At 69.4% G+C, this 23,877-nt stretch carries 16 protein-coding genes and 1 pseudogene; 7 read left to right on the top strand and 10 right to left on the bottom strand.

Annotated features, from left to right (window positions below; translation table 11 throughout):
• Window positions 1–35: 35 nt before the first annotated feature.
• From ACFY5A_RS07555 to ACFY5A_RS07545, 3 genes are all read right to left on the bottom strand, one after another.
• Complete coding sequence (locus tag ACFY5A_RS07555; protein WP_387232837.1) at window positions 36–3,611, bottom strand: choice-of-anchor G family protein; 3,576 nt, start codon at window positions 3,609–3,611, stop codon at window positions 36–38.
• 253 nt (window positions 3,612–3,864) lie between these two features.
• Window positions 3,865–5,625: a glycoside hydrolase family 3 protein gene (locus tag ACFY5A_RS07550; protein ID WP_387232834.1), complete on the bottom strand. Its 1,761-nt coding sequence runs from the start codon at window positions 5,623–5,625 to the stop codon at window positions 3,865–3,867.
• Window positions 5,626–5,627: 2 nt separating this feature from the next.
• A complete protein-coding gene (locus ACFY5A_RS07545) occupies window positions 5,628–6,926 on the bottom strand; it encodes an MFS transporter (RefSeq protein ID WP_387232831.1) in 1,299 nt (432 codons plus the stop codon).
• A gap of 137 nt (window positions 6,927–7,063) precedes the next feature.
• Between ACFY5A_RS07545 and ACFY5A_RS07540 the strand changes: the two genes are divergently transcribed.
• Together ACFY5A_RS07540 and ACFY5A_RS07535 are read left to right on the top strand one after the other, a co-directional pair.
• Window positions 7,064–8,326 carry a TetR/AcrR family transcriptional regulator gene (locus ACFY5A_RS07540; RefSeq protein WP_387232828.1) on the top strand — a complete coding sequence of 421 codons (1,263 nt, stop codon included), beginning with the start codon at window positions 7,064–7,066 and terminating at the stop codon, window positions 8,324–8,326.
• A 58-nt stretch (window positions 8,327–8,384) separates the two neighbouring features.
• Window positions 8,385–9,608 (top strand): hypothetical protein, encoded by a 1,224-nt coding sequence (locus ACFY5A_RS07535; RefSeq protein WP_387232825.1) that lies wholly within the window; start codon window positions 8,385–8,387, stop codon window positions 9,606–9,608.
• 204 nt (window positions 9,609–9,812) lie between these two features.
• Here the strand turns inward: ACFY5A_RS07535 and recQ are convergent, their stop codons facing one another.
• The 3 genes from recQ to ACFY5A_RS07520 form a co-directional block, all read right to left on the bottom strand.
• Window positions 9,813–11,840 carry a DNA helicase RecQ gene (recQ, locus tag ACFY5A_RS07530; RefSeq protein WP_387232822.1) on the bottom strand — a complete coding sequence of 676 codons (2,028 nt, stop codon included), beginning with the start codon at window positions 11,838–11,840 and terminating at the stop codon, window positions 9,813–9,815.
• A gap of 86 nt (window positions 11,841–11,926) precedes the next feature.
• A complete protein-coding gene (locus tag ACFY5A_RS07525; protein ID WP_387232819.1) occupies window positions 11,927–12,346 on the bottom strand; it encodes a hypothetical protein in 420 nt (139 codons plus the stop codon).
• Window positions 12,347–12,384: 38 nt separating this feature from the next.
• Complete coding sequence (locus ACFY5A_RS07520) at window positions 12,385–13,293, bottom strand: Ig-like domain-containing protein (protein ID WP_387232816.1); 909 nt, start codon at window positions 13,291–13,293, stop codon at window positions 12,385–12,387.
• A gap of 178 nt (window positions 13,294–13,471) precedes the next feature.
• Between ACFY5A_RS07520 and ACFY5A_RS07515 the strand changes: the two genes are divergently transcribed.
• Window positions 13,472–14,083 (top strand): hypothetical protein, encoded by a 612-nt coding sequence (locus ACFY5A_RS07515; RefSeq protein WP_341940470.1) that lies wholly within the window; start codon window positions 13,472–13,474, stop codon window positions 14,081–14,083.
• 58 nt (window positions 14,084–14,141) lie between these two features.
• Here ACFY5A_RS07515 and ACFY5A_RS07510 read toward each other — a convergent pair whose 3' ends face one another.
• Window positions 14,142–14,648 carry a MarR family transcriptional regulator gene (locus ACFY5A_RS07510; RefSeq protein ID WP_341940471.1) on the bottom strand — a complete coding sequence of 169 codons (507 nt, stop codon included), beginning with the start codon at window positions 14,646–14,648 and terminating at the stop codon, window positions 14,142–14,144.
• A gap of 59 nt (window positions 14,649–14,707) precedes the next feature.
• On the opposite strand from ACFY5A_RS07510, the gene ACFY5A_RS07505 reads away from it, so the two are divergent.
• The 3 genes from ACFY5A_RS07505 (at window position 14,708) to ACFY5A_RS07495 (ending at window position 17,527) form a co-directional block, all read left to right on the top strand.
• On the top strand, window positions 14,708–16,150 hold the full coding sequence (locus ACFY5A_RS07505) for an MFS transporter (protein ID WP_387232812.1): 1,443 nt from the start codon (window positions 14,708–14,710) through the stop codon (window positions 16,148–16,150).
• Window positions 16,151–16,310: 160 nt separating this feature from the next.
• The gene (locus ACFY5A_RS07500; protein ID WP_105673810.1) at window positions 16,311–16,613 is read left to right on the top strand and encodes a GNAT family N-acetyltransferase; all 303 of its coding nucleotides are present in this window, start codon (window positions 16,311–16,313) and stop codon (window positions 16,611–16,613) included.
• Window positions 16,610–17,527, top strand: coding sequence for a pirin family protein (locus ACFY5A_RS07495; RefSeq protein WP_387232809.1), 918 nt, complete (start codon window positions 16,610–16,612; stop codon window positions 17,525–17,527). The genes ACFY5A_RS07500 and ACFY5A_RS07495 overlap by 4 nt, the downstream gene beginning before the upstream one ends.
• A 202-nt stretch (window positions 17,528–17,729) precedes the next feature.
• Here the strand turns inward: ACFY5A_RS07495 and ACFY5A_RS07490 are convergent, their stop codons facing one another.
• Entirely contained in the window at window positions 17,730–20,759 is a 3,030-nt protein-coding gene (locus tag ACFY5A_RS07490) for a S8 family serine peptidase (RefSeq protein WP_387232807.1), read from the bottom strand.
• Between the two features lie 166 nt (window positions 20,760–20,925).
• Between ACFY5A_RS07490 and ACFY5A_RS07485 the strand changes: the two genes are divergently transcribed.
• Window positions 20,926–21,471, top strand: a complete 546-nt coding sequence (locus ACFY5A_RS07485) for an ECF transporter S component (RefSeq protein ID WP_387232804.1) — start codon at window positions 20,926–20,928, stop codon at window positions 21,469–21,471.
• An 83-nt stretch (window positions 21,472–21,554) separates the two neighbouring features.
• Here ACFY5A_RS07485 and ACFY5A_RS07480 read toward each other — a convergent pair whose 3' ends face one another.
• Both ACFY5A_RS07480 and ACFY5A_RS07475 read right to left on the bottom strand, forming a co-directional pair.
• Window positions 21,555–22,580, bottom strand: a complete 1,026-nt coding sequence (locus ACFY5A_RS07480) for a zinc-binding dehydrogenase (protein ID WP_387232801.1) — start codon at window positions 22,578–22,580, stop codon at window positions 21,555–21,557.
• Between the two features lie 86 nt (window positions 22,581–22,666).
• Window positions 22,667–23,824 (bottom strand): annotated as a pseudogene (locus tag ACFY5A_RS07475) (multidrug effflux MFS transporter); the annotation flags it as partial.
• Window positions 23,825–23,877: the final 53 nt, after the last annotated feature.

Genomic DNA, 23,877 nt, shown 5'->3' with positions numbered 1-23,877 from the left:
TGAGGGCGACCCCGACCTGTGACAGCGTTTCTGTCTTACTCTGCTGCGGCCGTCGCGCGCTTGCGTGCGACCAGCGCCGTGCCCAGACCGAACATCAGGAGCAGGGCTCCGAGAACGATCCAGCCGTTGGGCGCCGTGCCGCCGGTGGCGGCGAGGCCGGTGGCCACGACCTTGAACGTACCCGCGACGCTACCCGACTCGGGGCCGGTGAGCGTGACGGTGTGCGTGCCGAGGTCGGTGCCGGCCGGGATCGCCCACGTGAACGTGACCGTGCCCTGAGCGTTGGCCACCTGGGTGCCCAGCGCCAGCGGGTCGGAGTTCATCACGCCGGTGACGACCTCGCCCGGCTTGAAGCCCGTGCCGACAGCGGTCTGCTGCTGGCTGCGCTCCAGGACCGGCGACTTGATCGTGATGCCGAGCTTGCCCTGCGGGTTCGCGGCCGCCGAGGCGTTCGCGTTCGTCGAGGCGGTTGCCGTGGTGGTGGCGGTGGCCTCTGCGCTCGCCGACGACGTCGCGTCAGCCGCGGCCGTCGACGAGGCGTTGTTCGACGAGGTGGCGTTCGCTGCGACCGCAGCTGCGGCGTTCGGGTCGGCGGTCGCCGACGCGTCCGTGTTCGCTGCGCTGATCGACGTCGCGTCGGTCTGCGCAGCCGCCTGAGCCGACGCTGCCGCTGCAGCATCCGCCTCGGTCGTCGCAGACGTGGACGCATCCGCGGATGCAGTTGCCGTCGCGGTGGCCGCTACCGAGGCAGCGGAGTTCGCGGAGACATCTGCCGCTGCCGACGCCTTGCTCGTCGCGTCCGCGAGAGCTGCAGCCTGCGCGGCGGCGACTGCCACTGCGTTGTTGTCAGCATCCGCCTGAGCCGACGCCGCGGCGGAAGCCGAGGCGTTGGTGTTCACCTGCGCCGAAGAGGTCGCCGTCGCATCCGCGTTCGCCGTAGCCGTAGCCTCAGTCACCGCGTCAGCCGATGCCGTGGTCGACGCCGTGGCAATCGCCGCCGCCGAGGCGTTCGATGCTGCCGACGTGCTCGCGTCGGACGTGGCCGTAGCCGCGGCCGCTGCGTTCGACGTGGCGTCAGCCAGTGCAGCAGCCTGAGCAGCGATCGCCGCGCCGGCGTTGGCCGCCGAGGTGGCATCGGCCGTGGCCGCCGTCGACGAGGTCGTCGTGGCCGCAGAATCCGCTGCCGCGCTGGCGTCGATGTCGGCGGCCGCCGAGGCATCCGAGTCGACATCGGAGTAAGCAGCGGCCTGAGCCGCGGCTTCGGCGACGGCCGCGGTCGATGCGTCGGCGTTCGCCGATGCAGTAGCCGATGCCGTCGCATTCAGGTTTGCCGACGCCTCGGCCGATGCCTCCGCCGATGACGTGGTTGTAGCGGCAGCCTCGGACGAGGTGGAGGAGTTCGCCTCTGCAGCGGTGGAAGCCGCAGCGTTCACGTCATCCGACGCATCAGCCTGAGCCGCCGCCTGAGCCGCGACCGCTGCCGAAGCGTTGACGTCCGCGTCAGCCGTTGTCGAGGCCTCGGAAGAGGCGGTCACCGTGGCCGCAGCCTCGGCTGCTGCCTCAGCGTCGGCCGTCGCGGCAGCCGAAGCCTGGGACGTCGCGTTGGCGAGAGCCGCAGCCTGTGCCGCAGCCTGGGCTGCCGGGTCGCCGCTCGCGGTCGCGTCTGCCGACGCGGATGCCGAAGCCGCCGCGTTGGTGTTCACGTCTCCACCCCCGCCCGCGGTGATCGAGACCGTGTCGGTCGCGACGTTCTGCGGGTCCTCGTCGTCAGCCGCGGTCAGCACGTAGCCGGTTCCGACGGCGGTACCCGCGGGGATCGCGTAGACCGTGTTCGCCGGGAAGCTGCCGTCGGCCTCGACCGTGAACGTCACGGGCGTGCCGATCGTGTCGTTCGAGGCGTTGCGCAGCGTGAGGGTCACCGTGGATCCGGGAACCCAGTTCGCACCGACCACTGGCAGGTTGCTTCCGGCCTGAACCGGATCCTGCGCATCGACCGTCGGGTCGACCGCCGCGATCTCGGCCGCGCGCACCGTGGAGGAGGCGAGGTCGAGGTTCAGCGCACCCAGCCCTGGAAGGAGCTCGAAGCTGATGGCGTTGACCGTGAACGATTCGGCGCCGAGGACTCCCGGCTCCTCCTGCTCGTTGATCGTGATCTCGACGACCTCGTTCAGCGCGTCGAACAGCGGGCTCAGCGCGGCGACGACCGGGTTGAGGATGCCGTCGAGGGCCGGGGCGAGACCGCTGGTGACCGTGGTGAGCAGCGTGCTGATGACCGGCGCGAGCGTGGTCGTGAGCAGGTTGATCACCGGCGTCGTGACGAGCGAGAGAACGCCGCCGAGCGGAATGCCCAGCAGATCTCCGTCGACGCCGACGACCGGGCTCCCGGGAATCGCGCCCGTGAGCTGACCGAGCTTCACGTCGACGGTGATGTCGACATCGGCGTTCAGCAGGAGCGCGGTGACGTGCGCGCCGAGCTCGATGTGGAGGCTCAGGTTGTTGATCAGGTCGGTGACGACCGTCGTGACCTTGGTGGTCAGCGTCCCGAGGGCCGCGGTGACCGCGGAGGTGATCGCCGTGATCGTGGTGTCGTCGAGGACGAGCGTGTTCGGGTCGAGACCGTTGAGGTCGGTCGCCGCAGGCCCGTTGACGATCTTCGCGAGGTCGACCGAGACGAGGCCGTTCGCGAGGTTGATCGAGACGATTCCGTTGGGGTCGGCCAGCGGCTCGTTGATCAGGGTGTTCGTCGCGGCGGTGATCGCCGCGTCGAGCCCGTCGATCGCGATCGTTCCACCGCCGATCTGCACCTGCAGGACGGCCGGAACACCGAGGTTGAGGTTGACGGCGCTGACCACGGAGTCGAGGACACCGCCGGTGCCGACGGCCGCGTCCAGCGTGTCGCCGACGCCGCCGAGGACGCCGCCGAGCGAGGTCGCTACGGTGCCGACGAGCGGGCTGGAGACGTTGAGCTCCAGGTCCGCGACCGTGTACTCCGAAGCGAAGGTCACGTCCGACGCGGTGCCCGTGGCGGTCGCGGTCGACGCGATCGCGCCGAGCTCGATGCCGAGGTTGTCGACGACCTGGTCGGTGATCCCCGCGACACCGAGCTGGTCGAGCACGTCGGTCAGGTTGAGCTTCGCGTTGCCGTAGGCGCCGGGGTTGTTGATGTCGGTGGCGATCGTGCCGTCCTGGCTGATCGCACCGGCGCTGGCCGTCGAGGTGTTCGCCGTGGGCGACCCTGCGAAGGAGTTGAGCACGCCGAGCTGACCGAGGTCGAGGAGGCCTGCGCCACCCGGACCCGAGATCAGCGGAAGCTGGAGGCCGCCGCCGAGATCGACGGTCAACCCCTGGAGCAGAGTGACGTTGAGCGGAGTGATCTCCGGCCCGATGTCGCTCGGGTTCCCGCTGACGGCCTGCGAGACATCGAGGATGTCTCCGCCGAGCAGCTCGGTGCGGATGATCTGGCCGAGTGCCTCGGAATCATCGCTCGGTGCGGCGGTGGCGCCCATGGGCACCAGCGCGCTGGTGAGGATGACAGCGCCCGCGGTTGCCGCGGCGATGCCCCCTCCGATTGCCCTGCGTCTGCGCAGGGTCTTCCCCTCAATGTTCTTCATTCGCCTCTCCCGTGTGATGCAGAACTTCGTTCGCGTCACAAGGCCCTCCCCAGGTATCGACATCGAGTCGACAGAGCGCATGCCATGCCAGTATTCCGGTACAACTCTCAGAATGTCCAGCGAATGCACAGAAAACTTCAGAAGTGAAGGATTGTGACGCGGGATGCATCGGCGCAGAGGATCGGCGTTTGTTCTCCTGAGACGGAGAGACGCCCCGCGGGCCGAAGCCAGCGGGGCGTCTCTTCGCGCACGATTACAGGGACAGACCGTGCCCGAACCGGAACAGCGGGTCCGCCGTGTCGAACGGGACGTCGGGGCGCGACGCCTCGACGGCGGCCATCGAGCTCGGCACGTCGAACGGCAGCTTCCCCGTCGCGGGGACGGCTCCCGTGAGCACGTCGAGCAGTGCCTCGGCGCCCGCTCCCCAGTTCGCGACGACGGCGCCTGCGGCCTCCACGATCGGCCCGAGGATGGCGGGGCGGTCGAGGAACACGTCGACGACGGTCGGGACGGATGCCGCGACCTCGGCGACGTGGGCGATGACGTCCTCCGGGAAGTCGAGCGAGCCCGCGTGGAAGAAGTTCTCGAACATCGAGGCGCGCTGCTCGTACGGGGCCTGCAGACGCAGGATCGCGGCATCCGCCTCCTCGGGTGTCGCGACGACCTCGCCGTAGCGCGCCGCCGCCTCGGGCGCGATGCCCTCGACGTAGAGCTTCAGCCCCGTCCGCAGCGGAAGCACCCCGTCGTTCGACAGCACCGCGACCGAGGCGCGCTGCGCCTGCTCGCCCGCCGCGCGGAACTCCGCGGAGCCGACGATGGCGTCCGCGGCATCCACGTCGACATAGGGGTCCTCGAAGAGCCCGAGCTCGAACTTCTCGCGCAGCAGGCGGCGCGCGGAGACGTCGAGACGAGCCTCCGCGACTTCTCCCGAGCGCACGAGGCCGATCAGCAGCTCCGTCTCGTTCTCGCCGCCGAACTGGTCGGCGCCGGCGTCGAGGATCTTCACCATGCGCTCGGCCGGGGTGAGGTGCTCGACACCCCAGGCGCGCGCGGCGAAGTCCGTGCCCATGATCGGGTGGTCGGTGACCAGACCCCAGTCGGTGCAGACGATGCCGTCGAATCCGAACCGCTCGCGGAGCAGCCCCGTGAGCACGCCCTTGTTGAAGCCGAAGCCGACCTCCTCATACTGCGTGCCGACCGGCATGCCGTAGTAGGGCATGATCTGGCGACCGCCGGCGGCGAAGATGTCCTCGAACGGAAGGAGGTGGTGCTCGAAGTTGTCGCCGGGGTAGACCTGCTCGCGCCCGTAGTCGAAGTGCGGGTCCTCGCCGTCCTTCTGCGGGCCGCCTCCGGGGAAGTGCTTGGTCATGGTGGAGACCGAGCCGGGGCCGAACGACGCGCCCTGGAAGCCGCGCACGTAGGCCGCTCCGAGCTCGCCCGCGAGGGCGGCATCCTCGCCGAAGGTCTGCAGCTGCCGGGCCCAGCGCGACTCGGTGGCGAGGTCGACCTGCGGGTGCAGGGCGACGCGGATGCCGACCGCCGTGTACTCCTGGCGGGCGATGTCGCCGAAGCGCTCGACGAGCGCGGCGTCACGCGTGGCCGCCAGACCGAGGGGCTCCGGCCACTGCGAGAAGGGCCCCGCGAGCATCGTCGCGCCGGGGTTGTCGCTGAACGAGTGCCGCGGGTCGGTCGAGATCGACACGGGGATGCCGAGGCGGGTGGACGCCGCGAGCTCCTGCAGCCTGTTGTGCCAGGCGGCGATGTCGCTCGCCTTCGGCGCGACCCCGAGCAGGTTGAAGTGGTTCATGTGGCGGCCGACCACGTATTCGCGGTTCGAGGGGATGCCGAAGTTCGCGTCGCCCTCGGAGAGCTCACCGCCCTCGCCCATCACGATCATGGTCTGGAAGAAGAGCCCGGCCTTCTCTTCGAGGGTCATCTCGGAGAGCAGCAGCTCGACGCGCTCGTCGACGGGCAGATCGGCGTCGAGCCAGGGGCGTTCGTTCCGTTCGGACATCGTCACTTGACTCCCTTGATGCGGTAGACGAGCACGGCGCCTGCGAGCGCGACGACCGCGCCGAACAGGTACCAGGTGGGGTAGCCGCCGAGCGGGGTCGCGGCCCCCAGGGCGATGATGCCGGGGGCGACGGCGGGGGCGATCGACTGCGGAAGGGCGTTGGCGATGTTCAGCACGCCGAGGTCCTTCGCGACGTCGTCCGGGTTCGGCAGCACCTCGGTGGCGAGGGCGAGGTCGACCGAGAAGAACGAGCCGGCGCCGAGGCCGATGATGGCCTGGCCGATGATCACGACCGGGATGCTGGGGGCGATCGCGAGGATCACGAGACCGACGACCATGATCACGCCGGCGACGGCGACGAACGGGCGTCGCTTGCCGATCTTGTCGGAGAGGAACCCGCCGAGGGGCGAAGACACGGCCATGGCCGCCATCGAGGCGAGGTTGGCGGCGAGGATGATGCCGACGGCGCCCTGCTCGTCGAGGCCGAACTTGGTGACGAGGTAGAGCGGCAGGAAGGTCGCGATGCCCGCGTAGCCGAACATCACCATGAACTTGGTCAGCCACGTCCAGCCGAAGTCGGGGTGCTTGCGCGGGTTGAAGACGAAGGAGCCGAAGAACATGCCGATCGTGAAGCGCTCGGCGGGCTTCTCGGTGAGCACGCGGTCCTTGAGGATGGCCACGAAGACGATGGCGAGGATCAGGCTGATCACGCCGGGGACCACGAAGCGCTCGAAGTCGCCGGGGAGGAAGTTCACCAGGAAGCTGCCGGCGAGGATGCCGATCGGGGTCGTGATGCCGACGAGACCGGAGACCTTGCCGCGGCTGGAGACGGGCACCTGGTCGGGCAGCGTGGCGTTCGCTGCGGCGAGGACCGCGTTCATCGAGGTCTGCACCAGGCACCAGGCGAGCAGCACCATCCACACCGACGACGCGATGCCGATGAGGGCGAACCCGCCGAGACCGACGATCGAACCACCGAGGATCCACGGACGACGCATCCCCCAGCGCGAGGTGGTGCGGTCGGAGAGGCGCCCGACGAGCGGGTTGGCGATGAGGGCGAAAGCGGCGCCGACCCCCATCACGAGGCCGAGGCTCCCCTCGGTGTTGGTCGGGTCGAGGTGCTGGACCTTGAAGGCCATCGAGACCATGACCGGGGTGAGCAGGGCGAGGTAGACGCCGAAGTTCACCGCGGCGAGACCGGGCGTGTAGCCGCGGGGGGTCTTCTCGGGGGTGGTTCCGGGGAGCTTGAAGCCGGTGGTTCCGGCGGCTGCGGCGTTCGCAGCCGATGACAGCTCTGTCATGGGAGATCCTTTCGGGCAAGGTTCCGCCGGTCTTCCGCGATCGGCGCGGACTCGACGATACACGAATCTCGACCGTTTGGTAAGTGAATCTCGACCGGTTGGTAATGAGCGAGGATAGAGTGTCCTGGGAGGATGCGATGACGAACACCCGGCATGCTCGTGCCGCTGCCACGAGGCAGCGCATCCTCACGGCTGCCCGCGAGCTCTTCGTCGCCCAGGGCTACCGCTCCACCTCGCTGCGCGACATCGCCGCCGCGGCATCCGTCAGTCATCCCGGTCTCCTCGGCCACTTCGCCTCGAAGGACGACCTGCTCGCCGAGGTCGTCGCGCAGTTCGAGGAGGAGAACGCGGAGGCCGTCAGCGTCCTGACCGCCGCCGCCGAGCCGGGGGCACTCGTGCTCTCCGAGCTCGCCACCCGCAACGCGGAGACCCCCGGCTACCTGGAGCTGTACGCCGCACTCACCGGCGAGGCGTCGGCGCCGGCCCACCCCGCTCACGAGCGGATGCGCGAGCGCTACGCCACCATGCGCGAGCTGACGGTCGACGCGATGCAGGATGCCGTGGACCATGGCGTGATCTCCGCGGATCGCGAGCTCGAAGGCGAGACGATCCGCCACATGGCCGGGTGGGACGGCCTGCAGCTCATGGCGCAGTACCTCCCGGAGCGCGTCGACGTCGTGGAGATGCTCGAAGAGCGGGAAGGGCTGTGGGCGACGCCGGTCGGATGGCGCGACCCCGAGGAGCCCGAGCCGCCCGCCGAGCCGTCGGGCCCTCTTCCCGAACTGGCGCTCAGCGGCCTCGCCGACGAGGACCAGGCCGGCTACGCGGCCGGCCGCCGACGTCGAGCGCAGATCCTCGTCGACGCCACGCAGCTCTTCGCCCGCAGCGGATACGGAGACACCAGCCTGCGCGACATCGCCGAGGCGGTGGGGGTGTCGAAGTCGACGCTGCTGCACCACTACGCGACCAAGGAGGCGCTGCTGAGCGCGGTGCTCATGGAACGCGACGACGCGATCCGCCTCCAGGACCACGCGACGACCCCCTGCCGTGCGGCCGACCTCCTGCGCGGGATGCCCGCGGGCGCCGCGCACAACGCCGAGGTCGAACCCGGCCTCATCGAGGTGTACGCGGTGCTCTCGTGCGAAGCCGTGCCCGCAGGCCACCCCGCCCACGACTACTTCATCCGCCGTTTCGAGCGCAGCCTGGACTACTTCACCGAGGTGTTCCGGCTCGCTCAGCTCGACGGCGACCTTCCAGAGCATCGCGACCCCGAACGCGAGGCGATCTGGCTCATCGCCCTGTGGGACGGACTGCAGTACCAGTGGCTCTACGACCGCGACGCGGTGGACGTCGCCGTGCAGCTCCGCGCCCACCTGGACGACGTGCTTCCCGCGCGCTGAGACGCGTCCCCGCACCTCCGTCCGTCGAGCACCGCCTCGCTCTGACAGGATCGTTCCCATGAGCACTGCGGGGGGCCGAGCGACACAGAGGGCGAAAGGGCGCCCTGATCGCGGCGGGAAGGGCGCGGGGGCCGGTCTGCTGAAGAGCTGGATCATCGTCGCTGCCGTGCTGGTCGGTATCTGGGCGGCGTTCTTCGGCATCCCCTCCGTTGTCAGGATGCTGAACGCCCCGCCCATCTCCGCGGACTTCGGCCTCGAAGACGCCGTCGTGGCCCTGCGCCTGCACGCCGGCGACCACGCCTATCTCGTGCTCGTGAACGAGGCCGGAGAGACGCGGTCGGTGGAGCTCGAGGAGCGGGGTTTCGAGGAGTCGAGGATCGCGTGGTCGGAGGCGGGGCTGAGCGTCGGCGGCCCCGCAGACGAGTACCTGATCCACGAGGACGGGCTCACGAAGCTGCCCCTGTCGGGCGCGAAGGAGTCGTCGTCGGAGCGGGCGAGGCTCGCCGTCGCCGACGGCTTCGCGGTGTACACGGGTTCGGCCGAAGGCCAGCAGCTGGCCTTCGTGGATGCCGCCACGAAAGAGATCACCACGATCGACCTCGGGTACGTCAATCCCGCGCTGACCACGTGCGGCGATGATCTCGCCCTGGTCGACGAGTCCGGTGTGCGCATCGTGACCTCGGAGTCGCGCGACATCGACGGGCTCGGCGTGTTCACCGGAGTCCGCACGCTCGTCTGCGACCAGGACCGCGCGCTCGGCCTGGGCGAGATCGTCGACGAGGAGACCTCGGCGCACCAGAGCCTGCAGATCTGGGACCGGGCCACAGGGGACAGACAGGAACTCGAGATCCACTACCCCGAGTCGGTGCTGGGGTGGGAATCGGGCACGCCCTTCGTCTGGGAGGGACGACTGCACTGGGCCGCCGGGGCCACCCTGTGGTCGATCCCGCTCGCCGAGATCGCGGAGTCGAGGTCGGTGGACGCCGAGCCGGCGGCGGATCTGGGCGGGTTCGTGGGTGAGCTGAGCCCGGTCGTCCGCACCGACCAGGGTGCACTGGCGCAGAGCGGAGGCCGCGTCTTCGGCGTCGCCACGGAGGAGGATTTCATCAACCCGAACCGCGGCGAATCGTACGACAAGCTCCTCAGCCTCGCGATCTTCAGCGCGGACGCCATCAGCGGCGAGCGGCGGATCGAGATCGACGTCGACGGCATCGACTTCCCCCGGCGCGACCTCCACGTCACGGCGATCGCCGTGAACCCGGAGTGGGCCGCCGGGCGCTGAGCACGGTCAGCGGCTGACTCCTCCCTGCGATGGAGGGAGTGCACCGAGCATCCGCCACCGCGTTTCGTCTCGTCGCTGCGCTCCTCGCTCAACGACCAGAACCCGACCTCCGAGCGAGCCTCGAACCCGCCCGCCGACACGCCTTCGCCTCGTCGCCGCGCTCCTCGCTCAACGACCGGAACACGACCTCCGAGCGAGCGCGGCTCAGCCCGCGGCGATCACGGCGAGCACGCCCTCGCCGTAGGCCTCGCGCTTCTTCTCACCGATGCCCGTGATCCCGTCGAGCGCCCCCATCGACGCGGGCCGATGCTCAGCGAGGGCACGCAGCGTCGCATCGCCGAAGACGATGTACGCGGGCACACCCTGCTCCCGCGCGGTCTCCGCACGCCAGGCGCGCAGCGCCTCGAACAGCGGGCGATCTCCGGCATCCAGCGCATCCGCCGCACTCGCCTTGCGGGCGCGAGGCGCCGACGTCGGACGGCCGATGGTGTCTTTGCGCAGCGGCACGGGGGTCTCGCCCTTCAGCACCCCCACCGCGAGCTCGCCGGGGGCCAGAGTGCCGTACTCGCCCTGCGCGACGAGGATGCCGCGGGCGAGGAGCTGCCGCACCACGCTGCGCCAGTCCTGATCGGAGAGGTCGGCGCCGATGCCGTAGGTCGCGATCTTCTCGTGGCCCTGCTGACGGATGCGCTCGGTCGACGCGCCGCGGAGGATGTCGATCAGGTGACCGGCCCCGAAGGCCTGGTTGCGCTCCTTCTTGAGACGCACGATCGTCGAGAGGAGCTTCTGCGCCGGAATGAGGCCGTCGAAGGTCGCGGTGTCTTCGAGGCACGTGTCGCAGTTGCCGCACGGCTGCGACTCCTGACCGAAGTAGCCGAGCAGGTTCTGCCTGCGGCACTCGACGGTCTCGCACAGCGCGAGCATCGCGTCGAGATGCTGCCCCATGCGCATCTTGAACGTGCGGTCGCCGGGGCTCTGGTCGATGAGACGGCGCTGCTGCACCACGTCGCCGAGGCCATAGGCCATCCAGGCGACGGAGGCCTCGCCGTCTCGGCCGGCACGACCGGTCTCCTGGTAGTACCCCTCGACCGACTTCGGCAGGTCGATGTGGGCCACGAAGCGCACGTCGGGTTTGTCGATGCCCATGCCGAACGCGATCGTGGCGACCATGACCACGCCGTCGTCGCGGAGGAACCGCGACTGGTTGGTCGCGCGGACCTCGGCCGGAAGCCCCGCGTGATACGGCAGCGCGTCGAAGCCCTGCGCAGCGAGGTACGTCGCGGTCTGCTCCACCGACTTGCGGCTGAGGGCGTAGACGATGCCAGCGGCGCCCTCCGGCATCGAGCGGATGAAGGCGACGAGCTGCTTGCGCGGATCGACCTTCGGCACGATCCGGTACTGGATGTTCGGGCGGTCGAAGCTCGCCACGAAGTGCCGCGCGGCGTCGAGGCGCAGCCGCTCGGTGATCTCCTGGTGCGTGGCCCTGGTGGCCGTGGCCGTGAGCGCCATGCGCGGCACCCCGGGGAACCTCTCGCCGAGGTCGCCGAGAGCGAGGTAGTCGGGACGGAAGTCGTGACCCCACTGCGACACGCAGTGGGCCTCGTCGATCGCGATGACGCTGAGGGTGCCGCGCTGCAGCAGCGCGGTGGTCTGCGCACTGCTGAGCCGCTCCGGCGCGACGTAGATGAGGTCGAGCTCGCCGGCGACGTACGCGCGCTCGACCTCGCGCCGCTCGTCGATCGACTGCGTCGAGTTGAGGTACGCCGCGTTCACGCCGTTGGCGCGCAGGGCGTCGACCTGGTCGTGCATGAGGGCGATGAGCGGGCTGATCACGAGTCCGGTGCCTTCGCGCACGAGCGCCGGCACCTGATAGGTGATGCTCTTTCCGCCGCCGGTCGGCATGAGCACGACGGCATCCCCGCCGCCGATCACCTGCTCCACGATCTCGGCCTGGTCGCCGCGGAACTCGTCGTAGCCGAAGGCCGTGTGCAGCGCCTCCCGCGCGGTGGCGAAGCGGCTGGGCGTCGCCCTGCGCACGGGCGCACCGGATGCCGGGGCGGATGCCGTCACGGGCGTCTGCGGTCCGGGCCCCCAGTCGAGCGGAGGCTCGTACCCTGAGCCCTGCGGCTCCCAGTCCATGGGCTCCGGCGGCTCGCTCGGCTCCCACCCGTCGCCCCAGGGCTCGTCTGCATACGGCAGATCCTCGTACGGGTCACGGGGAGTCTGCGGCATCCCTCCAGCGTAACCACCCCCGCCGACGTCACGCCCCGCGTTCTCCACAGGCGCGGACTCGACGACGCCTCGACCTCCCGCTCAGTTCACGCGCGGGAGGCCATCCCGGCGTACAGCATCTCACCGGACTGCGGGTCGGTCAGGACCAGCACCGTCTCCCCCACGCGCGGGATCTCCAGCCTCGACACGAGCGCCTGGATCGCCACCGCCTGCGCGCCGACCTGCAGCGTCAGCACGATGCTCGGGTTGTCGTTCACCGTCTGCCCGGTGTCCTGCATCCCGAGCACCGTCGCCTCCTGCGTCGGCACCCCGGCAGCGCGCAGCACGGCGACATTCTCGGCCTGGTGGATCGAGCCCGCCGCCTGCCCCACTGCCGCAGTGAACTCGCTACCCATGAACGCCTTGGTCATCTTGCCCATGAGTCCACGCCCTGCGGCGATGTCGTCGGCGATCTTCAGCCCCTCCTCCTGCCGTTCCTGCTGTGTCTTCCTGGTGAAAAGTCCCATGATCACTCCTTCTCGTGTTCTCTCTCGCGAATCGCAGGTCAGACGGCACGACGCCTACGCGACGAGCGGAGCGCGACGAGCACAGCGCCCGCACCCAGCAGCAGCGCAGAGGCCACGACGCCCGGGAGCGCCTCGGCGCCGGTCTGAGCGAGCTCACCCTTCGCCGTCGTGTCGGGCTTCTGCGGCGTATCCGGCCGCGGCTCGGGCGCCACCGCCGGCGTCACCGTGATCGTCACCTTCGCCACGTCGCTCTTGTGATCGTGGTCGTCGCACACCCAGTAGAAGAGCTCTGCGACGCCGGTGAAGGCCGCGCCGGGAGCGAAGACCAGGCTCCCGTCGGCGTTCACGGCCTCGAACATCGAAGGGTCGTCAGCGGCCCAGTCGCAGACGACGATCGGATCGCCGTCGGGGTCTGAGTCGTTGCCGAGGATCCCTGCCGGACCGACCGTGAGTCGCGTCGGGGCCTCGGCGCCCTGGCTCACTTCATAGGTGTCGTCTTCCGCGACGGGCGCGGCGTTCTCGGGCTCGGCGGCCGTCACGGTGATCGTCACCGTCGCAGCACCATCGCTGTCCCTCTGAGAGTTCACCGCGTGCACCCGATACGTCCACACATACGTGCCGACGAAGTCTGGAGCGGGCGTGAAGCTGAAGGCGCCGTCGGCGTTCATCTGACTCAGCAGGTTCGAGTTGGTGAGCGTGGTGACCTGGAGCGGCCCCGCACCGGGTGCCCCCTCGTCATCGTTGATCAGCACGCCGTCCTCCGCGGGGACGGCGAGCGTCGAGCCCTGCACCATCGTGTAGTCGTCGTCTGCAGGGATGGGCGGCGGGATGACGACGACGGCGGCGGCGGGTCCCGCGCCGATCATGAGAGCCACCGAGGCGAGCGCCACGGCACCCACCGTCGTTCCGGCATATTGCTTCCGCCGCGAACGGATGCTGATCTTCATTCTTTGTCCTTAGAGATCGAGGGTCGCGCGGCGAATCTCCCATGTCCGCCCGCTGAGACGTGGCCGGTGATACAGTGGCACACTTTTGATACAGTGGCACATTTCTCGGTCACCGTCAACCGATAGGAAGCGTCTGAGAGCATGGAGGGGCAGCGCACGCGAACGAGGAGGAGGACGCATGGACGCCGACCAGACGCCCATTCCCCCCATCTCGCTCCCCCCAGAGGGCTCGCGCGCCGAGAAGATGCTGCTCGACGTCGTCGCAGAACTGCGACGCCAGGGCAACGTCAACCGATCGTTGCGGCAGATCGCCACCGGGATCGGCACGAGCCATCGGATGCTGCAGTACTACTTCGGCACCAGGGAGCACCTGCTCAGCCTGGTCATGCTCCAGCTGAGCAAGGAGTACATCGCCAGGCTCAGCCCGATCCCGCCCCAGAACCGCGCCGAGCGCATCCAGCGCACCTGGGACATGTTCCGCGACCCGAACAACCGCCTCCAGACGCAGTTGCTCTTCGTCCTCGCATCCTCCGCCGCCGAGCGTCCCGACGTAGAACTCCCGGGCCTCCGCCACGACCTCGACGCCTTCGCACACTACCTCGCCCGACTCGGCGAGGAGGAAGGCCTGTCCCGACAGATCGCCGAGGAGGAGGGCCGCTACATCATCGCGAGTCTGCTCGGCCTGTATCTCGACTTCTTCATCTCGAAGGACAGTGCGCGCGTCGACGAGAGCTTCGCGACGCTCAAGAGATGGGTGCAGAACAGCACGGATGCCGCCGCGCGCCGCTGAACCACTGCGCTCGCACACGACATAGCCGGAGGGAGTGCAGCTCGGACAGGCGGGCGGCTCAGTCCGGAGTCGAGCGGTCGTAGGCGCCGATGAGGTCGTCCAGGAATCGCGAGACGACGGCGCGCTCCTCCTCGCTCATCGCCGAGATCACGTCCTCGACCTCGTCGATGAGCGGCGCGACCATCCGCTCTGCGTCGGCGGCTGCGGCATCCGACACCGTCACGATGAGCTTGCGGCCGTCGGACGGATGCCGCTCCCTGCCGATGTGCCCTCGATCCTCGAGCCTGTTGAGCACGAGGGTCATGGCTGCGGTCGAGATCTCGACCCGATGCGCGAGCTCGGTCGGCGTCGTCGGCCCGGACGAGATGAGATGGTCGACGACCTCGAGTCCGGCGGCATCCAGGTCGAGCCGCTTCGCGAGCGACCTCTCGAATCGCTGCTGCCGCATCGTGAGCTGCTGCACGCGCGACCGGAGGTCGCGCTCCTCCGCTGGTTCGGTCTCGTGGCGCCTCGACGGCGAGTAGCCCCCTCGTCCAGCCGCACGCTGGTTCGACGTCGCATCCATGTCTGTCATAGTAGTATGAATAATTGCTAATTCTATTGATTATCAAGATGTGAGATGACATGGCCGAAACGACCGAACCTCCCTACCGCTGGCGCTGGGCGATCCTCGGGGTGATGCTCGCCGCCGAGATCATGGACATGCTCGACGCGACCATCGTCAACGTCGCCGGACCCTCGCTGGAGACGTCCCTCGGGGTCACCCCGCTCGGACTCCAGTGGGTGATCGGCGGCTACGCCCTCGCCCTCGGCGCCGGACTCATCCTCGGCGGCCGGCTGGGCGACCGGTACGGGCGCCGACCGATGTTCCTGCTCGGGCTCACCGTGTTCACGGCGGCATCCCTCGCCTGCTCGCTCGCGCCGAGCCCCGAGACCCTCATCGCGTTCCGACTCGTCCAGGGCGCCGCGGGCGCACTGCTGCTCCCCCAGGGGCTCGGACTGCTGCGCGAGAACCTCTCGGGCGCCGAGCTGGCGACCGCGTTCGGCGTGTTCGGGCCCGCGCTCGGACTCGGCGGCATCCTCGGTCCTGTCATCGGCGGCGGACTCATCGAGGCCGACCTGTTCGGACTCGGCTGGCGCTCCGTCTTCCTCGTGAACCTGCCCATCGGGATCGCCGCGCTGATCGTCGCCTGGCGCATCCTGCCGAAGCGATCCGGCGACCGCAGGGTCACGATCGACCCCGTCGGGGGCGCGCTCATCATCCTGTCATCCGGCCTGCTCGTGCTCGCCCTCACGTTCGGCCCCGAGCTCGACTGGCCGGTCTGGGCCTGGGTGTGCGTGGTCGTCGGCGCTCTCGGCTTCGTCGTGTTCGGCTGGCAGCAGCACAGCCTGCTGCGTCGAGGAGGGGTGCCGCTGGTCACCGCCACCATGTTCACGCGGCGCGCCTACACATTCGGGCTCGTGGGCATCGCCCTGTTCTTCAGCAGCCTCACCGGCACGCAGCTCGTGCTGACGCTGTTCCTGCAACAGGGCAACGGCTTCACCGCCGGCGAGGCCGGGCTCGGCAACCTGCCCCTCGCGATCGGGTCCGCGATCGGCGGAGCGCTCAGCGGCGCCTGGCTCGCCGAGAAGATCGGCCGCTCCGTCCTGCAGCTGGGCGCCGTGACGCAGCTCGCCGGCACCGCTCTGCTGTGGTTCGAGCTCCAGCAGCCGGGAGACTTCAGCATCTGGGGGATCGCCCCCGGCATCGTCCTCTTCGGCATGGGCGGGGGAGCGATCATCGCCGCCCTGTTCAGCACGATCCTCGCGGCGGTGAAGGATGACGAGATCGGCTCGGCATCCGGAGTGCTCACCGCGGTGCAGGCGATCGCCAGCGCCGTGGGCGTCGCGATCTTCGCCTCGGTGTTCTTCGACGCCGCAGGGTCGGGATCGCCGTCGGAGGCGTTCCAGCACACCCTCATCGTGCCGGCGATCACGCTCACGATCTTCGTCGCCGTGAGCTTCGCCTTCCCCCGCACAAGCCGGGAGGACGCGCACGGTCTCGCCGACGCCGAGCCCGTGCACTGAGCCCGCTCCGTCGCGCCCGGCCCCGTCCGCGCCCGACGCCCCGCCTACGAGACGACGCCCCACCTGAGAGACGGAGGCCAGGCCGGGCGTCGGCGCGCGGAGCGAGCCCTCCCGCTCCCGGCGGGCGTAGGTTGGACGCAGACCGCAGAAGGAGCTACCGATGACCGATATCGCCGTCACCCGCAACGACGACGCCTCCCGCTACGAGATCACGCTCGACGGCGGCCTCGCCGGCTTCGCGGAGTTCGAGCTGCGCCCCGGCGCGATCCGCTTCACGCACACCGAGATCGATCCGGCGTTCCAGGGGCGGGGGCTCGCCGGCATCCTCGCGAAGGACGCCCTGACGGATGCCGCGGCATCCGGCGAGGCGATCGTGCCGCTGTGCCCGTACATCGCGAAGTACCTCGAGACGCACGAGATCCCCGGGGCGGAGATCCGCTGGCCCGGACGCCGCGACTCATGATCGGTCAGCACCGGCTCATCCTCGAGCCACGGGAGGTGCCCCTCGGCGGCGTGCGCGGCATGAACGTGCTGCGCGCCCTGCCACACCGCAACCTGCCGACGATCGGCGCCTGGTGCTTCCTCGACCGGTTCGGTCCCGCAGACACGAGGATGCGCGTCGAACCGCACCCCCACATCGGCCTGCAGACCGTGACCTGGCCGCTGGTCGGGGAGATCCGTCATCGCGACTCGCTCGGCAGCGACGCCGACCTGCGCCGCGGGCAGCTGAACCTCATGACCGCGGGGAACGGCATCTCGCACTCGGAGTACTCGATCGGCGAGGAGCCGATCCCGCTGGACGCCCTGCAGTTCTGGGTCGTGCTGCCCGAGTCGGCACGGCACGGCGCCGCCGGATTCGAACGCCACACCGCGCTGCCGGGCGTCACGCTGCCCGCCGTCGACGGAGCGGATGCCGCGGCCACCGTCGCGCTCGGCGAGTTCGCGGGGGCGACGTCTCCGGCGACCGTGCACACGCCGATCGTCGGCGCGGAGATCGTGGTGCCGGCCGGGACGACCGTGCACCTGCCACTGCGCGCCGACTGGGAGCACGGGATCATGCTCGTCGAAGGCGCGGCGACCGTGGCGGAGCATCCGCTCACCCTGAACGACACCCTCTACCTCGGCGACTCGCGGGAGAGCGTGGAGGTGTCGAGCGCCGAAGGGGCGCTGCTGTTCCTGCTCGGCGGCGAGCCCTTCGAAGACGAGATCGTGATGTGGTGGAACTTCGCAGGCCGCACGCACGACGAGATCGCCGCCGCGAGGGCCGACTGGGAGGCCGCGTCAGCCCGCTTCGGCGAGGTCGAGGGGCACGATGTGCGCATCCCCGCCCCTCCCCTGCCCGACGTGCGACTGATGCCACGGGGCCGCAGGATCTGAGGTCGCCTCGCGGGAAGCGTTTCGACTCGCGGCGGGCGTCTCGACTCGCGAAGATCAGCACTGAGCGAGCGAAGCGAGTCGAAGTGTCGCTCAACGGCCCGGGGGCGGTCGCGAGGCCGCGAGTCCCGGGCGTTGAGCGAGGAGCGCAGCGACGAGACGAAACGGGGTGGGGCCCCGGAGGACCCCACCCCGTTCCGACGTGCTACTGCGCGTCGACCGTGAGGATGGTCGACACCGCCGACTCGCCGTACTGCACGAGGCCGAGGTAGCGGGTCCCGGCGGTGAGGCCGCTCCATCCGAGCTGGAAGCTCGTCTTGGTGCCGCGCGTCGCCGCGATCGGGTTCGGGGTGGCCGTGAAGGCGCCCTCTCCGCTCGGCTGCACGTTGGCGACGGTCATGTCCCACGTCATCGGCGCCGAGGTCGAGTACACGTTCGCGACCACCAGGTAGGTTCCGGCCTTCGGAGCCTTCAGCGTGACCTGCTCGTCGGCCGAACCCGTCGCCGACTGCCACTTGTCGTAGTAGCGCAGGTCGTCAGGGCTGACCACGCGGTAGACCGCGAGGTCGAGGTCGCTGCCCGCGTCATCCGACGAGTCGAGATCGAAGCGCGACAGCGTCGTGCCGGCCGGCACGTCGACCAGCCAGGAGACGTTCTTGTCGGCATCGCCCGACGCCTCGTCGCCCGAGTGCCCATCGACCCGGCCGTCCGGGTCGGCGAGGAGCTCGAACGGGGTGAGACCCGACAGCGTGAGGGCGAGGTCGCCGGTCACGCCGGGGACGATCTCCACCGTGGCGGATCCGTCGACACCGGTGCCCGAGGCCTCGGGCGGAGCGTCCGCCGTCACTGGGAACACCGCGATCGGCGAGCGCACCGTGTTCTTCTTGCTCGTCCACGTCAGCGAGCCGGTGGCCCACTGCTCCACCGGAGCGCTCTGGTTGTCGAAGGTCACCGTGAAGGTGGCCGTCTGCCCCGCACGGTCGAACTTCAGCGTCGACGGCGTCACCGTCGTCTTGACGCCGGGCAGATCGACGGATGCCGTGAACGTGCCCTTCTCGGTGGCCGTGACGGTCCTCGTGACGGTCTGCGCGCTGGCGAGCGAGCCGATCGAGAAGGACGCGATGTTGAGGTCGCTGCCGTCGATCGGGTCGACGCCGTCGAAGGCGCCGAGTCCCTTGCCCTCCAGGAACGCCGCCCAGTCCTTCGCGCCGTTGAGGTACAGCAGGCCCGGGTTGAAGTAGCGCGTCGGATCGACCTGACCCGCGCCCTGCTCGAAGGGGTTCCGGTTCTTCGAACCGTCGGCGTTGACCGTGTCGTAGGCGGTCGTCATCATCGCGGACTTGATCTCCGCCGGCGTGGCCTTCGGACGCTCGCCGAGGTACAGCGCCGCGAGTCCGGCGATGTGCGGCGCCGCCATCGACGTGCCGGAGAGGATGCCGAAGGTCGGCTTCTCGTCCGGCGCGTTGTTCGTCGCCGCGAGGATCGCGACGCCGGGCGCTGCGATGTCGGGCTTCATGATGTCGCTGCCGTCGGCGAGCATCGGGCCACGGCTCGAGAAGCCCGCGATCTGCGGGACGGGAGTCGTGACGCCGGTGGTGTTCTTGCCGACGAGCGAGATCGGACGGTCCTTGCCGCCCTGCACGTAGGCGAGCACGGCCGCACGGTGCGCGGAAGCGAGGTGAACCGTCGGAACGGCGTGGAAGTCGTTGTCGAGCGAGTCGGCTCCACCCGGTACGTTCACGAGGACCATGCCCTTGCCGCCGGCGTCCTTCACGACCTGCGACTTCTCGGCGCGGGCGTTGTTGCCGCGGTCGCAGACCACGATGTGCCCCGCGACCTTCGTCGGGTCGAGGGTGCCTGGGAGGCACTGCTGCGCGTTCGCCGCACCCGCTGCCGCGGCATCCCCCGCGTAGATCGACGGACCGGTCACGGTGGTGCCGAACGGCACGCTGACCGAGGCGCCGGCCTGCGCGAACCCGTCGAACGTGACGGTGCCCTCCCAGGTCGGGATGGTGGATGCCGCCACCGTCGTGTACCAGGGCGATGCGTGATCGGCCGTGACGGGGTCGGGGCCGTCGTTGCCGGCGCTCGCCGAGACGAACACGCCCGCGGCCGCCGCGTTGAAGAACGCGATGTCCTCGGGGGCGAGCACGGTCTTGGCCGCTCCGCCGCCGATGGAGTAGTTGATCACGTCGACGCCGTCGGCGACGGCCTGATCGATCGCCGCGACGAGGTCGCTCAACGCGCAGATGTCATCGGTCGTGACGGCAGGGTCCGGGCCCTCGTAGCAGGCCTTGTACGCCGAGATCTTGGCGCCGGGCGCGACGCCAGAGATCTTGCCGAAGTCGACGTTCTCGATCGACGCCTTCACTCCGAAGTTCCCGGCGGCCGTGCTCGCGGTGTGCGAGCCGTGGCCTGCACCGTCACGCGGAGACAGGTAGTCGTACTGGAAGTCGAAGCCGTCGGCCTGCGCACCGGTGTAGAAGTACTGGCCGCCGATGATCTTGGTCGAGTAGTCGCCCTTGTCCCAGCCCTGGCCTTCGACCATGAGGGACTTGAACTGCCCGCCGTCCGACTTGTCGAAGTAGACGTAGGTGCCGTCGGTGTAGGGCTGGTTGCCCTTGTGGCGGTTGTGGTCGCGCTTCTGCTTCTTGAGCTTCTTGCCCTCGAACGAGGGGTGCTCCGGTGCGATGCCCGTGTCGATCACACCGACCACGATGCCCTCACCCGCCCGGTCGACGCCGCCGGTCTGCTGCCAGAGGCCGCCGCGCCCCTTCTTGTCGTCGCCGAGTCCGAGGAAGGACGTCGACGTCTGCGCATCGGGGTGACGGATCTCGTCGGGGAACACCTCGTAGACGTCCTTCGACGCGCGGAGCTTGTCGACCTGCTCGCCCGTGAGCTGAGCGCTGAACCCGTTGAGGACGGTCTGGTAGGTGGTGTCCGGCGTGACGCCGACCTCCTGCGCGAGGGTCTGCTGCTCGGTCTCGAGGTGCTGGATGTAGCGCTGCGAGTCCTCGGACTCCGTCTCCAGCTGCTCGCCCTCGACGGGCTTGGTCGCCTTGAGTCCCTTGACCTCGCCGGTGTAGCTCGCCAGCGGGTCGGACTTCATCACGACGATGTAGTGCCCCGGAGTGCCCTCGACAGGGGTGGGATGCGTCACCTCCTCTACTCCTGCGTAGCCGGCGGTGGCGGTTGAAGCGATGAACAGCGTCGCCAGGGTGGTGGCTGCTGCCATCCGGAGGGGTGTTCGACCCATTGGTGCTCCCGATGTCCTATGGTGCAGCCGCGTTGCCGCACCGTCGCTCAAAGTAGTCCCGGAATCCGACTCTCACCAGATCCACAGCCGGTTCCTAGACGATCGGCCAGCCGTCTCCGCCGTTGGTCGACAGTAGGCTGGAGACGTGGCATCCTCCCGCTCCCCCCTGCCGACCCGCGTCCTGCTCGTGTGCGCCGCGATCGGTGTGGCGACCGGCATCCTGGGAGGCATTGCGGGCTGGGTGACCGTCCCCGTGCTCGCCGGTCCCGCCTTCCTCTACGGACTCGTGCTCGGCTCCCACGTGCTGCCCGGCATCATCGCGCAGGAGGTGCTCCGCCGCCCCCTCGTCGCCATCGTCACGCACGTGATCGCCGCGCTCATCGCGAGCGCCTTCAACCCCGCGTGGGCGCTGCGCTTCATCGGCACGGCGCTGCTGTTCGGCGCGATCCAGGAGGGCGTCGCCGCGCTCACGCGATACCGCTCGTGGGGCGCCTGGCGCTTCTTCGTCTCCGCAGCGGTGATCGGCGTGTTCGTCGCGGTCGTGGTGTTCTTCGCCGCGCACCTGTCGACCATGGAGCCGTGGGCGCAGATCGCGTACCTCGTCATCTCGGTCCTCGGCCCGATCGTCTGGACCGCGGTGGGCCTCGCCATCGGCGCAGCGCTCAGCCGCGCCGGCGTCGCACGCCGCTAGCGCGGGTCCGCTCCTCCTCGGCCGGTCTCGACGCCAGTTCCCTCGTCCGAGTCTGCAGAACAGGCCGCACCGGTCGAGCGGCCTCATTCGGTCGTGAGCAGCACCTTCGTCGCACGACGCTCATCCATCGCCCGATATCCCTCCGCGGCTTCGTCGAGGGACAGCGTCAGATCGAAAACCGCACCAGGATCGATCTCGCGATCCCAGATCAGTCGGATCAACTCGGGCAGGAAGCGCCGCACCGGCGCGGGCCCGCCGTGCAGATGCACGCTTGAGAAGAACAGCTCGAGCCCATCGATCGAGACGCCATGCGAGACCCCGACGAACCCGACGTGGCCTCCAGCCCGCGTCACGCGGATCGCCTGGTCCATCGACTCCTGTGTGCCGACAGCCTCGATCGTCGAGTGCGCACCGAGCCCGTCGGTGAGCTCCTTGATCCGAGCGACACCTGCTTCTCCGCGCTCCTCGACGATGTCGGTGGCGCCGAAGCGCCGGGCAAGCGCCTGCCGGTCGGCGTGCCGCGACATCACGATGATCCTCTCGGCGCCGAGCCGGGCAGCGGCGAGGGCGCCGAGAAGTCCGACTGCACCGTCGCCCACCACGGCGACGGTCGTGCCCGGACCGGCCTCGGCGGCGACGGCCGCGAACCAGCCGGTGCCGAGCACATCGGAGGCCGCGAGCAACGACGGCACCAGATCTGCCGGCGGCTCGCCCGGGATGACGACGAGCGTGCCGTCGGCGAGAGGAATGCGCGCGTACTGCGCCTGGGTGCCGACCGAGCCCATCATCACCTGGTGCACGCAGCGGGATTGATACCCTGCTCGGCAGATCTCACAGGTGTTGTCCGAGGCGACGAACGAGCCGACGACGTGATCACCCGGCGCCACGAGCGAAACCGCGTCGCCGACGCTCTCGACGACACCGATGTACTCGTGCCCCATCCGCTGCGGGCCGTGCAGTTGTTCGATGCCGCGATAGGGCCACAGATCCGAACCACAGATGCAGGTGGCGGTGACGCGGATGATCGCGTCGGTCGGCTCGACGATGACGGGCATCTCGAGTTCTTCGGTGCGCACGTCGCCGGGGGCGTGCATGACCACTCCGCGCATGACGGATCCTTTCGATGGATGGTGATGAAGGTCTCCGACTCGACTCGACGCGGGATCTGTGCGGGCCGGATGAGAAGGACGAAGGCGAGGGCGGAGAGCACGACGGATACCACCGTCACGAGGCCGAGTGGAAGGATGCTGGCCGCCCCGGCGATGCCCACGAACGGAGCGGCGACGCCGCCGAAGCCGAAGCGCACCATCCCGAGCAGCGATGAGGCGGTGCCGGCGATGTCCGGGTACTCGACGAGAGCGATCGTCGTGGCGGGTGGCGAGGTGACGGCGACGCCGCCCGCGAGCAGGAACAGCGACACGAGCACGACCCCCAGCGGCATCCGCGTGAGGCCTGCCGCCAGCAGTCCGAGCGCGCCGACCGCGGTGACGGCGATGCCTGCGATCAGCGTGCCTCGCAGCGAACGCTCTGAGGTCCGGCCTGCGACGAATCCGAGCACCATGAATCCGGCCGAGTTCGCGCCGAAGGCGAGCGCATAGTCGAGAGGCGAGAGTCCATACACGTCTTGCAGCACGAACGTCGCGCCGGAGAGATACGCGAACAGCGCTGCGTAGAGGAAGCCCTGATTGAGGATCGCGCCGAGGAACACGCGGTCGCTGAGCAGCACTCGGAAGTCGTGCAGGGTGCGACCGAGGCCGCCGGTGGTGCGGGAGGCGGACGGCAGGGTCTCCTCGAATGCGAGGAGCGTGATCACGAGGATCGCGGCGCCGATCATCGCAAGGAAGATGAACAGACCACGCCAGTCGGTGACGCTGTTCAGTAGTCCGCCGAGCAGAGGACCGACGATCGCCGCGAAACCGCCGACCACGGTCAGCCGCCCGTAGAAACGGATCAGCGCCCCTCCCGTGTAGACGTCGCGGCCCGCCGCCTGGGCGATCACGATGCCGACACCTCCCGTGAGACCCTGGACGAGGCGCGCTGCGATCAGCAGTTCGATCGAGGGACTGGCGGCGCACAGCAGCGAGGCCCCGATGTAGGCGATGATCCCGATGAGGAGGATGCCGCGACGGCCGTACCTGTCGGAGAGCGGACCGGCGATCAGCTGTCCTGCGGCGAGGCCGATGAGGCAGGCCGTGACCGTGAGCTGCGCGACCGAGGTCGCCGCTGAGAGCTCCTGCGTCAGTGCGGGCAGCGCGGGAAGGTAGAGGTCCATCGAGATCGGACCGAACACCGTCAGCAGGAGCAGCAGAGTCGGCAGGATCCGGTGCGCGAGCGATCGGGTCGAGGCGGTCATGCTCTTCAGCATCCGCGTGCGCGTGGACTCGTGGGAGTCCCTGTGAAGGGGTG

It is taken from the genome of Microbacterium sp. NPDC012755 (assembly GCF_042901325.1).
Lineage (GTDB): Bacteria > Actinomycetota > Actinomycetes > Actinomycetales > Microbacteriaceae > Microbacterium > Microbacterium natoriense.
This window is presented reverse-complemented; position numbering and strand designations above follow the sequence as displayed.